This is a genomic window from Catenuloplanes indicus (genome assembly GCF_030813715.1).
Lineage (GTDB): Bacteria > Actinomycetota > Actinomycetes > Mycobacteriales > Micromonosporaceae > Catenuloplanes > Catenuloplanes indicus.
Map to the genome: position 1 here is coordinate 1,454,706 of NZ_JAUSUZ010000001.1, position 11,228 is coordinate 1,465,933.

Annotated in this window: 12 protein-coding genes; 3 read left to right on the plus strand and 9 right to left on the minus strand. The window is 70.8% G+C overall.

Annotated elements, in window-relative coordinates:
• Positions 1-14: 14 nt before the first annotated feature.
• Genes J2S42_RS06915 through J2S42_RS06930 form a run of 4 tightly spaced genes read right to left on the minus strand, consistent with a single transcriptional unit; the run spans position 15 to position 2,903 of the window.
• Entirely contained in the window at positions 15-1,196 is a 1,182-nt protein-coding gene (locus J2S42_RS06915; protein ID WP_307236360.1) for a hypothetical protein, read from the minus strand.
• A gap of 1 nt (position 1,197) precedes the next feature.
• Positions 1,198-1,902: a DUF8175 domain-containg protein gene (locus J2S42_RS06920; RefSeq protein WP_307236362.1), complete on the minus strand. Its 705-nt coding sequence runs from the start codon at positions 1,900-1,902 to the stop codon at positions 1,198-1,200.
• On the minus strand, positions 1,903-2,244 hold the full coding sequence (locus J2S42_RS06925; protein ID WP_307236364.1) for a hypothetical protein: 342 nt from the start codon (positions 2,242-2,244) through the stop codon (positions 1,903-1,905).
• On the minus strand, positions 2,244-2,903 hold the full coding sequence (locus J2S42_RS06930; RefSeq protein ID WP_307236366.1) for a hypothetical protein: 660 nt from the start codon (positions 2,901-2,903) through the stop codon (positions 2,244-2,246). The genes J2S42_RS06925 and J2S42_RS06930 overlap by 1 nt, the downstream gene beginning before the upstream one ends.
• Positions 2,904-3,127: 224 nt before the next feature.
• Between J2S42_RS06930 and J2S42_RS06935 the strand changes: the two genes are divergently transcribed.
• Together J2S42_RS06935 and J2S42_RS06940 are read left to right on the plus strand one after the other, a co-directional pair.
• Positions 3,128-4,531: a glycoside hydrolase family 19 protein gene (locus tag J2S42_RS06935; protein ID WP_307236368.1), complete on the plus strand. Its 1,404-nt coding sequence runs from the start codon at positions 3,128-3,130 to the stop codon at positions 4,529-4,531.
• A 159-nt stretch (positions 4,532-4,690) separates the two neighbouring features.
• Positions 4,691-5,413: a hypothetical protein gene (locus J2S42_RS06940; RefSeq protein WP_307236369.1), complete on the plus strand. Its 723-nt coding sequence runs from the start codon at positions 4,691-4,693 to the stop codon at positions 5,411-5,413.
• A gap of 282 nt (positions 5,414-5,695) precedes the next feature.
• On the opposite strand, the gene J2S42_RS06945 is transcribed toward J2S42_RS06940, so the two are convergent.
• The 5 genes from J2S42_RS06945 to J2S42_RS06965 all read right to left on the minus strand — a co-directional run bounded on the left by J2S42_RS06945 (position 5,696) and on the right by J2S42_RS06965 (position 10,249).
• Positions 5,696-6,196, minus strand: coding sequence for a hypothetical protein (locus J2S42_RS06945; RefSeq protein WP_307236371.1), 501 nt, complete (start codon positions 6,194-6,196; stop codon positions 5,696-5,698).
• Positions 6,197-6,250: 54 nt separating this feature from the next.
• Positions 6,251-6,967, minus strand: coding sequence for an FAD:protein FMN transferase (locus J2S42_RS06950; RefSeq protein ID WP_307248645.1), 717 nt, complete (start codon positions 6,965-6,967; stop codon positions 6,251-6,253).
• A 25-nt stretch (positions 6,968-6,992) separates the two neighbouring features.
• On the minus strand, positions 6,993-7,493 hold the full coding sequence (locus J2S42_RS06955; protein ID WP_307236373.1) for an FMN-binding protein: 501 nt from the start codon (positions 7,491-7,493) through the stop codon (positions 6,993-6,995).
• A gap of 65 nt (positions 7,494-7,558) precedes the next feature.
• Positions 7,559-9,247, minus strand: coding sequence for a ferredoxin reductase family protein (locus tag J2S42_RS06960; protein ID WP_307236375.1), 1,689 nt, complete (start codon positions 9,245-9,247; stop codon positions 7,559-7,561).
• 147 nt (positions 9,248-9,394) lie between these two features.
• Positions 9,395-10,249, minus strand: a complete 855-nt coding sequence (locus J2S42_RS06965; RefSeq protein WP_307248647.1) for an SDR family NAD(P)-dependent oxidoreductase — start codon at positions 10,247-10,249, stop codon at positions 9,395-9,397.
• 128 nt (positions 10,250-10,377) lie between these two features.
• On the opposite strand from J2S42_RS06965, the gene J2S42_RS06970 reads away from it, so the two are divergent.
• The gene (locus tag J2S42_RS06970; protein ID WP_307236377.1) at positions 10,378-11,217 is read left to right on the plus strand and encodes a hypothetical protein; all 840 of its coding nucleotides are present in this window, start codon (positions 10,378-10,380) and stop codon (positions 11,215-11,217) included.
• The last annotated feature ends 11 nt before the right edge of the window (positions 11,218-11,228 follow it).

Genomic DNA, 11,228 nt, shown 5'->3' on the forward strand with positions numbered 1-11,228 from the left:
GTCGCGGGTCGCGGTCAGTCGGGATTGCCGGACACCGCGCCCTGGGCCAGATTGGTGCCGTGCTTGACGGCGGTGGTGGATGCCTTCGCGGCCACCAGCGCGGCACCGCCGATCGCGCCGGCCGCGACGCGCCCGGCACCGGAGGCGATCGCCCGGCCGGTGCTGCGGCCGCCACCCGCGCCGCCGCCCCCGCCGCCGGTTCCGCCGCCACCGCCGCCGGTTGCTCCGGCCGCGCCGGTCGCTCCCCGGCCGCCGGACTTGCCGCCGCCCTTGCCGCCGCCGCGCGCGTACCGCATGCCGGCCGAGCCGATCGCGCCGGTCGCCTGGGCCGCGGCACCGGCGCCGGACGCGACCGCGGAGGACGCGCCGTCGGAGTTGCCGAGCGCCATCGTGGCCGGCACGACCAGCCGGAGCAGGCCGGGCAGCGCGACCGCGGCCATCAGCAGCACGCCGCAGCCGGCGATCTTCTGCTGTACCGCGTTCTGGCCCTCGAAGGAGATCATCGTGGCGCCGACGTAGAAGATCAGCCCGACCGCCGGCTTGTAGATCAGCCACGCGGTCATCCAGGCGATGTGCTTGCGCCACCAGGACGAGCCCCACTCGGTCATCGACGCGACCGCGGCCAGCGGCAGCGTGCCCACCAGCAGCACCATCACGCCGAGCCGGATGTAGAGCAGCACGATGTGCACCAGCCCGGCGATCAGCAGCAGCAGCCCGATGATGATGATCAGGAACGTGGAGATGTCCGCGTTGTCGCACGACGCGATCGTCTTCAGCTGCTCCTTCACGCCGGCCTCGAACAGGTGCTCGGTGTACCGGTCGGACAGCAGCGCGAGCTGGATGAGCACGAACGACCCGGCCCCGGCCACCAGGATCAGGCGCAGCACACCCCTGATCGCGACCACGCCGGGCTGGCCCCGTCGTTCCAGCGCCATCCGGGCGGCCGCGAACAGCAGCGACGCGACCGCGATCGTGACCACCAGCCAGTTGGTCTGCAGGCCGATCTTGTGGTTGATCTCCGGGTCCTGGGACAGCGTCGGGATCCGGAGCGCCAGCTCGCCGAAGAGGCTCGCGGCCGCTCTCATGATCGCGCTGGCGATGTCGCGGAGGAGCCCGTCGATCCCCTGATCGAAGAGTCTGTGCACGGCGCCGAACGTGCCGACGTAGACAATGTCGCCGTTGCTGCAGTCCGGCATGTCAGTCCTCCCACAGGATGAAGCCGGCGGACGTGTTCACCGGCGTCAGCGGTGTGTACAGCTCGCCCCCGCCGGACGGCACCAGCTTCCAGTCGCCGTCCAACCAGGCCAGCCGGTAATCCGCGGCCGCGTCACCGAATCCGGCCAGGCGCACCAGCACGCGTACGATCGCGCGCTCCGCCGTGTAGACCACCAGCGCGAACCCGGTCACCAGGACCGCGGTGCCCATCACCGGTGAGTCGTGAATCGAGGAACGCATCGCGACGAACACCTCGCGCCCCGGCCCCGGCTCCACCTGCCGCTCCACCACCGCACGCCAGTCACGGCCGCTCAACTGCCGCGGTATGACGTGCGCGGCCATCACCGCGCCGGTCGGCGTGTGCGCAAAACACCACAGGAGCGCACCATCGGTGCGAACCGGGCCGGATGAGGCGGACAGCGGGACCCGCGCCCCATTCAGCTCCCGCCAGGTCAGGTCCGCGGGCGGCCCGACCGGCGCGTCCTGTTGCGAGTCGTCGGTCCGGCAGCCGTCCGGCCGGCCGTCCACCAGCACCGGCCCGGTGGTCCGCGGGGCGACCCGCGGACCGTCGCGTAGCACCAGGAGGCCGGCCCCGGTGAGCAGCAGCACTGCGAACAGCACGGCCGGCACCAGCCAGCCCCGCTGCCGCCAGTACGGCGTCGGGTCGGTCTCGAACCGGCTGCCCATCTAGGCGCCCGGAGCGTTGAAGAAGAAGCCGACGATCGGGCCGGCGGTCGCGACCAGGATGCAGCCGCCGAGCACCAGGCCGAGCCGGCTCATGTGCTCGGAACTCTCGCCGCGCTGGTGCGAGATGGCCATCATCGTCCCAGTGATCAGCACACCGACGACACCGGCCGCGGTGCCGGCCCAGGCGATCAGATTCATCGCGGTGGTCACCATGGCCGCGAGGTCCTCCGGCGCGGCACCGCCACGGTCCGGCGACGGCACCTCGACCTCGGGGAAAGCTCCGAACGTGGCGAGAGCGCGGTGGATCGAGAACACGGTTTCCTCTTTTCGCAGGTTTTCCATCAGGGGAGTTTTATGTCGAGGAACGTAAGGATCGGCGCCACCGCGACCGCGATGATGCAGGAAATCCCGACGATCGTCAGCTGCCGCCATTGGTCCGGCCCGAAACCCATGTCGCCACGGCGCATCTGCAACGTCATGTTCAATCCGACGATGAGAATTCCGACCACGCCGGAGGCGGACACGCTCCAGGCCAGAAGATTGAGCAGACTGACGTCCACCCGCCGGTCATCCGCGTCCCGTACCGCGGACGGGTCGAATGGGGCGATTGACGGCGCCGAATGTGTTGCGGGCGGGCGCGGCACCGACTCACACTGCATCTTGACGTTCTGCACCAGCCCGGACCAGTGGCACCAGTCGCGTCCGGTGACGTCGTACCCCTCGTATGAGGGCCCCAGGTCAACCCAGAAGTCGAGGAGCACTCCGACGCCCTCGTCGTCGAGTGGCATGTCCTCCGTCTCGTTGACGGTCAGGTTCCAGACACAGAATCTGTCCTCGGTCTGCACCGGATCGTTCTTGCTACGGATACAGATGTCCACGATGTACCCCCCGGTGTTCCTCACATTCAGGTTGATCGGGGCGCGCGCACTGGACGCCGCCGCTACCGGTATCGGCACCGCCAGGAATGTGAAGAGGAGCACCAACGCCGACGAGATCGTCACTCGGCACCGATCAGAAAAGCCACGCATCGAGCCTCCCTCCATAGGTGACCACTGTGTCCTGTGGACCGCCCGCAATGTGCTCGCTGCGGCGCGACGCAGACCCAACGGCGCTCCGCGCGAACCGGTTCACGGCGTTTCTTGGCATACCGTTCCGCGGGTCCGTGAACCGCACGGCGGACACCGCCGTTGAGTTCCCGTCGGCCGAGGTGAGGGATGTGGCGAGGATGTCCGCGAAAGGTCTGCAACGCGGGGCACGTGCGGCGCGGGCGGCACAGGCGGCGGGCGAGGGCGCGGGGCCGGGGGAACGCAAGCCCGTCGACGCCACGGCGATCGTCGGTATCGCGATCTCCGTGCTGGGCCTGCTCCCGGTCGCGGTGCTCGCGCTGATCTGCCTGCTCGCGCTGGCCCTGTTCGCCGGGATGGGCGGCGCAAGCACACCCGCGGACACGTCGGCCAGCAACGGTCCGGCCGTCGCCGAAGCGCTACTCGGCGGTGACCCGCACAGCGAACTGTCAGCGGAGAGCATCCCGGAGCCGGCGCTGGTGGAGGCGCTCCGCGAGGCCGGCCGCGAATGCCCCATGATCAGTGCGGTGGTCCTGGCAGCCCAGATCATGGAGGAGTCCGGCTTCGACCCGGCGACGACCGGCCCGCACGGCGAGATCGGCATCTCGCAACTGCCGCCGGACGTCTTCGACCGGCTCGGCGAGGACGACGACGACAGCGGTGAGGCCTCTGCCCGCGACCCGATCGACTCGATCTTCGCCCAGGCGCGCTACCTCTGCGAACTCGGCGACGCGGTGCAGCGGTTGATCGACGACGGCAAGGCTTCCGGCGAGCGGCTCACGCTGGCACTGCTCGCCTATGACATCGGGCTGGCCGAGGTGGAGTCCCGCGGCGGAATGCCGTTCCCGGATCTGGGCTCCTACCCGTACCGGGTGCGAGCGCTCTTCCCGCAGTTCACCAACGGCAGACCGGAACCGCCCGGCAAGGGCGCACCCCCGCCGGGCGGCGCCGGCAAACTGGACGAGGCCGCGTTCAACGAGATCTTCCCGGGCCGGATCCCGTTCTACACGTACGCCGGCCTGATGACCGCGATGGCGAAGTACCCGGCGTTCGGCCAGACCGGCGACGAGACCACCCGCAAACGCGAGATCGCCGCGTTCCTGGCCAACGTCAACCAGGAGAGCGGCGGCCTGCGCTACGTCGAGGAGATCAACCAGTCCGCCTGGGGCAACTACTGCAACGCCGGCGCGCCGTACGGCTGCCCCGCCGGTCAGCGGGCCTATCACGGCCGCGGGCCGATCCAGCTGTCCTGGAACACCAATTACCACGCGGCCGGCCAGGCGCTGAACCTCGACCTGCTGAACAATCCGGACCTGGTGATGACGAACGCGTCGGTGGCATGGCAGACCGCGCTGTGGTTCTGGATGACGCAATCCGGCGCGGGCACGATGACGCCGCATGCCGCGATGACCAACGGCGCCGGTTTCGGCGAGACGATCCGCAGCATCAACGGCGTCCTCGAATGCCACGGCGGCCAGCCCGCCGCCATCGCCAACCGCGTCAATTCCTACCGCGACTACACCCGCATCCTCGGCGTCACCCCCGGCGACCGCCTGGAATGCTGATCAACGTCATCAAGATACTTCAATGAGACTTCCTTGAACCCACTTCGCACAGATTTCGTTGATTCTTTAGAGCCCTCGGCACCCACCTCAGAAAGGACCCAGAAAAGCCGGATTAGGGCCATATCAGCGCTTCGCATCACCGAATCCCAAGGAGTAACAATGACCAGTCCCGAACTCCCAACCCACGTCGAACGGCCACCAGCAAATCGACGAGAAGAGCTAACAAATAGCGAGCAGAAGGCCTTCAGCGAGTGGATGTTAGAAAGGAAGCACGCGGCCGCTTGGAGCAGACTGGAGAAAGCCGGAACGCTGACCTCACTGTTCGGCACCCTGACAAGCACGATCGGAAGCCTGCCAAATCTACCCGGCAAGGTCGGACCGGCGGTGAGCGCAGCCGGGTCAGGACTATCAGCATTCACCGATATCCCGACAGTGGCGCGGGGAGCCCAGCAGTGGCTCTCCGGCAAACGGAAGCCGACCGCTCACGAGATAATCACCGCGGCCAACTTCTTCGTCCAAGTCGCAAAATTCGGAATGGATGTCAAACTCGCCACGATCGTCAGTGCTGAAACAAAGGAGACAGCAGCGTCCACACTAGAATGGATCAAGAACGGCGCGCAGATCGGCAGCGTGTTGCTCGCGTTCGGCCAAGCCGGGACGGCACCTACCGAGGCCAAGGCATATGGCGCGAATCCCGCGTTGGGTGATGTTCTTGACGCAGCACGCCAGAACTCGATCGCACGCCATCAGAACGTCTCCGGGAGCGGCCCCTCGCTCGACGGCAATGAGCAGGTCTTCCAGATGAGCGACATGACACCACCGGGTACGAGGTATTCGCAGAGCCCCAACCTCAATACGAACGGGTCGGCGCCGAGCCACTGAGTGCTGTCCAGCGCCACACTCGACCGGCGCGGCACCGCAGCTGGACGCCACAGCTTGCGCTGCCCGGGTAGGACCGCTGAGGCGGTCCTACCCGGGCAGGAGCCCGAGTAGGTGCCCTCCTGGTGTGCTGGCTCCGCGTTCCTGCGGGCGGCGCGAATGGCCGTTCGCTACGACGGATCTCGGGTGGCGACTCGCACAGCATTACCGAAAGCCACCGGTCTCCGGTGGCTCGGCGCGTTCAGGGGGTCTCGGTGCGCACGGACACGAGCACGCCGCTAGAGATCAGGCCGCGCGGTGCAGGTCGTCGTGGGAGGCGTTCAGCGTGACCACGCCGGGCTCACCCTCGGTGGAGGCGGCGATCTGGTCGCCGGAGGCGTAGACGTCCGTGGTGAACAGGCCCTCGGAGTCGATGCGCAGGTAGCCGGTGCTGACCAGGTTCTCGGCGATGCCGGCGGCCACGTCGGGGCGCACGTCGGTGCCGGGCATCTGGACCGCGGTGACCGTGCCGACCGCGTCGCCGAGCGAGTCGACGACGCTCATCCCGACGTTGACCCGCGCGATCGGCAGCGCCTCCACGGGCGCGTCGTCGACCGGCGCGAAGCCGGCGGCGGAGGCCTCGGCGGCCGGATAGCCGGCGGAGGCCGTCCCGATCGGCGCCTCGCCCACGGGCGCGTCGTCCAGGGGCGCGCCGCCCTGCACCGTGGTGGCCGGCGGCGTGTCGTGCGGCGGCGTGTAGCGCGGCGGGGCGGTCGGGAAGTCGGCGGGTGTGTGTGAAGGCTGCATGCCGATCAGGTTTCCCGCCTGGCGCCGCGGAAAACCCGCAAGATCGGCCGGCGGCTACGTGGCGACCGGCAGGCCGGGGGTGGTGAACGCGCGGCCGTCCTCGGTGACGGCCGCGGACTCGTACCCGTCGGTGGCCAGCTTCTCCAGGTAGCGCAGGCCCTCGCGGTCCATGGCCAGCGCGGCCGTGGCGTACGCGTCCGCGAGCGTCAGATCCGGCCCGGTCACGGTCACCGAGCGCAGGAAACGCGCCGGTTTGCCGGTCCGCGGGTTGATCACATGACCGCCGCGCTCGTACGTACCGGACGTGGCCACCGCCGCGTCGCGCACCGCGAGTTTCCACGCCACCTTGGTCTCGTCCCACGGGTGCCGGACGCCGACCCGCCAGACGCGGTCGCCGCGGGCCGCGATGTCGCCGCCCGCGCTGATGAAGTGGGTGGGACAGCCGGCGTCCACCAGCCGCCGGGACGCCTCCGCGACAGCCCAGCCCTTCACGTAACCGGAGGGATCGAGCACGCCGCCGTAGTACGCGTCGAAGTAGCCGTCGGTGGCACGCCACAGGTCCGCGCACGCGCCGAGCACGTGGCGCAGGTCCGGGTGGCAGCCGGTGGAGGTCAGCTCGCCGCGCCGCATGCGGCTGACCTCGCTGTCCTCCTTGTACGTGCTGAACCGCGCGTCCACCTCGTGCAGCCACCCGCACACGTCCGCGATCAGCGCGCGCAGCTCGGGTGCGGCGCGGTCCGCGGCCAGCTCGATGCTGACCGCGGTGCCCATCACCATCTCGACGTGGCGCACGGTCTCAGCCCGCGGCCTTGTCCAGCGCGGCCTGCAGCGACTTGCGGTACGCCTCGGTGGTGAGCGTCGCGCCGGAGACCGCGTCCACGTCGTCGCCGTTCTCCGCGGTCAGCGCGGACTCGTTGAGCTTCTCGATCGCCGGCGGGTTGATCGTGGCGCTCTCGCCGCCGGTCGGGTAGGTGGCGTCGGCCGCGGAGACCTTGCCGTCCTCGACCGTGATGGTGACCTGGATCGTGCCGTACGCGTACTTGGATCCGGTGCCGCGGAACTCGCCGTCGGTGAGCCCGCCCCCGGCACCGCCGCCGTCCGCCGGGGCGTCGCCCTCGTCGTCGGCCGGAGCGTCGGCGGGCTCGTCGGCGGGGGCGTCCTGGCCGGAGTCGGCCGGGGCCTCCGCGGCCGCGTCCTCGGCGACCGGGACGATCTGCGTGGGGGCTGCCATCCGGACGCCGAAGATCATGCCAACGCCGGCCAGAGTGCCGAAGACTGCTGCCGTACTGCGTCGCACCGGAGGATCTCCTTAGAATCAACAATCAAGGTCATCAGGGGGTACGCGAAGCGCGCCGGGACGGTTCAGAACTCGAACGGGTCGAGGTGGATCTGCGCGTTCGGCACGTCCAGCTCGCGCAGCAGGTCGACCGCGGCGTCGACCAGGCCGGGCGGCCCGCACAGGTAGACGTCGCGCTCGGACACGTCCGGCACCAGCTCCCGCATGCCGCTGGTGGTGAACAGCCGGCGCGGGCCGGGCTCGTTGCGGCTGCCGACGACGAAGAACACCTGGGCGCCGCGGCGGACCGCCAGCTCCTCCAGCTCGTCGCGGAAGATCACCTCGTCCTGGCGGCTGGCCCGGTAGATCACGGTGGTGCCGGACGGCATGTCCTCCAGCAGCGCGCGGATCGGCGCGATGCCGCTGCCGCCCGCGATCAGCAGCGCGTTGCGCTGGGTGCGCCGCTCCGCGGTGAACGTGCCGTACGGTCCCTGCAGCCACACCCGGGTGCCCGGCTCCAGCTCCGCGAGACGCTCGGTGTACTTGCCGACCGCGGTGACGGTGAGCCGCAGCCACTGCGCGTTCGGCGCGGCGGACAGCGAGAACGGGTGCGACTGCCACCAGGCGCCGCCGGTCAGGAAACGCCAGCGCATGAACTGCCCGCCGCGTGCGGCCAGCTTGTCCAGGCCGCGCCCGTCGACGTACACGGAGAAGCTGTTGCGGCCCTCGTTGACCACCTCGACGACCTCGAAGCGGTGCCGGAGGTTCATCCAGAGCGGTTCGACGACCCGGCCCCAGACCACGGCGGAGATGACCAGCGCGGTCAGGCCGGGCCAGAAGATCGAGGCGAACCGGCCGCTGAGGTTCGCGCCGGCCGCGACCTGGTGGCCGTAGCCGAGCACCAGCACCAGGTACGCGCTCAGGTGCAGGCCCTTCCACAGCTCGTAGGAGAGCAGCCGGCGCAGGCCGCGGATCGAGATCAGCGCGATGAAGATCATGATGACGGTGGCGGCGAGCGCCTCGACCATCTTCGGCAGCGTGGTGATGATCGTGAAGGTCTGGGTGACCACGTCGGTCTCGGCGAGCAGCGCGTACCCGTACACGATGAAGACGATGTGCGTGATCACGAAGACGCACATCGACGTGCCCAGCCAGCGGTGCCAGTGCAGCAGGTCGCGAGAGCCGACCCAGTCCTCCAGCCAGGAGGCGCGGCTCATCATCAGCAGCTGGATGAAGAGCAGGTAGCCGCCGATCAGGCCGGTGACGCGGCCGATCGCGAGCATCAGCGAGGGCAGGTCGCTGACCGCGCCCGGCTGGGTCTCGAACACCCAGAGCGCGACGCTGGTGCCGAGGCCGCCGAGGAACAGCAGGACCGTGAAGAGGCGGTTACCGGTGAAGGGGTTGTCCGGTTCGTCGCCGTCGCCGACGGTCGCCACGCGGGCGCGGGACCGCGCCGGTGCGGGCTCGTCGTAGAGGTCCTGCGGCTGGCGCCGCCACGGCTGCTCGGCACCGGGCTGCGCGTACGCGCCGGACCCGGCCTCCCAGGCCGCGGACGGCTGGTCGTACCGGCGGGCCTCGAACCGGCCGTTCTCGTCGTAGCCGCCCCGCTCGCCGTAGCCCGCGGTCTGGTCCTCGTACCCGCGCTGGTCACCGTAGCCGCGCTGGTCGGCGTAGGCGGCCGGCTGCGCGTCGGATGACCCGCGGGTGTCCCGGCGCGTGCCTCCTCCGGCGTCGTCGTACCGTACCCATGATGTCGTCGGCGGTCCCTGCGCCACTTTCCCTCTACCCCCTGCCGGGCCCCCAGCGGAGAGGCCGTCGGCAGGAGGTACGCACCGCGGCGCCGGTCGGATCACAAGATCCAGAAAATCACCGCGACGAAGGCGATTTGACGCCGTTCGGATGGTTTTCCGAGCGGCACCGTCTCACCAGGTGATCTCGCCGTGCCGGGACACCAGCCGCCCGGAGCCGCGTCCCGGCCCCGCGGTTGCGAGCGCGACGACCGCGTCCGTGCCCTCGGTGACGGTCTGGGGGCCGGTGTGCCCGTTGAGGTCGGTCGCGGTGTAGCCCGGGTCGGCCGCGTTGATCCGGATGCCGGGCAGCGCCCGCGCGTACTGGGTGGTCAGCATGGTCAGCGCGGCCTTGGACGCGGCGTAGGCCGGCGCCAGCGCGCCGGACTCCGGCCGCGCCGGGTCGTGCGTGGCCACCAGGTCGCCCATCGCGCTGCTCACGTTGATCACCACCGGGTCCGCCGAGCGGCCCAGCAGCGGCAGGAACGCGGTCGTCACCCGCACCGGGCCGGCCACGTTCACGTCCGGCACGGCCAGCACCTCGGCACCGGCCAGGCCGCTCGGGTCGCCGAACGGGCCGCTCCAGCACCCGGATCTCCGCACCAGCCGGTTGACCAGCGCGCTCGCCATCGGCCGGGCCAGCGCACCGTCCGTCGACCGGTTGCCCGCGCCGATCACGATCGACCCCTCCGGCGACGACGCGTTCAGCTCGTCCAGGAACAGGCAGTACGGCTCGTCGCGGGCGATCGTCTCCGGCGGCGCGAACCGGCTGCGCCCGTCCCGCAGCTCCGGCACGCCGATCAGGTCCTCCGCGGCCAGCTGCGTGCCGACCGGACTCACGCACTCCAGGCCGAGCGACGACGCGAAGTCCCGGACCAGCGAACTCCTGCCGATCCCCGGCGCACCCCAGACGAACACCGGCCGGACCACGGAGACGTGCAGCAGCAGCTCGGGCAGGCGGGCGGGGGTGACGGTGACGGCCGAGCGCATGGCCGCCATCTGCCCGTTCCCACCTGAGCTTTCCACCCAATTTGTGGGGCCTTGCACAACCCCTCGCGGGTACGGCGCCGCCGCCGATGGACCGGGACCCACGTTCACGGCCACGGCAGGAGGTTCCGATGGCGTCACAGACCTACCTGCTCACCGACCCGGATCGCACGGTCGTCGCCGCGCGTCCGGTGGCCGTACCGGGCGGCAGGCGCGTGCGCCGCGGCTGGATCACCGAGGTGCGGCTGCCGGCCGGCGCCCGCCTCGGCCGGCACGGCGACGCGCTGGCCGGCCGCGTGATCACCGTGCTCGGCCTCGGGCTGCTCTGCGCCACGTTCACCGTGCTGGACCTGCCGGCCGCGGCCCGGGCCGCCTGCGTGGCGCTGGTGGCCGCGTTCGCCTGGCTCGGCGTCGCCTACCGGCGCACCGGCCGGCTGGCCCGGCTCGTGCTCGCCCCCGGCCCGGCGCACGTGCTCACCGCGGACGAGGACCGCGACGACCTGCACACCGCGGTCCGGCTGGCCGAGCGCGTCTGGGCGCACCGGGTCGCACTGCCGGCCGGCGACAGCGCACGCGCGCTCGGCCGCACGATCGAGGAACTGGCCGCGCTGTTGGTGCAGCGGCAGCGGCTGCGCGAGATCCGGGCCGGCCTGGACCGGCACAGCGACGCGGGACTGCCCGGGGACAGCCCGGCCGTGCTCGCCGCGCGGGCGCAGGACGCGCGCGCCGACGCGCTGTGGTCCGATCTGGACGGTCAGGTACGGCGGCACCTCGCCGCGCTGCGGGTGGCGGCCGAGACCGGCGCCGGCCTGATCCGGGAGATGGAACTCGGCGACGCGGCCCGCCGCACCCGGGCGGCCCTGGACGACCTCGGCGCCCCGGCACCGTCCACGGACGCGGGCCTGGACAGCGGGTTCGCCGCCGCCTACCGCGACCTGGCCGCTCGCTACGGCCGCGATCTCTACAGCTGACGGCGGGTTGC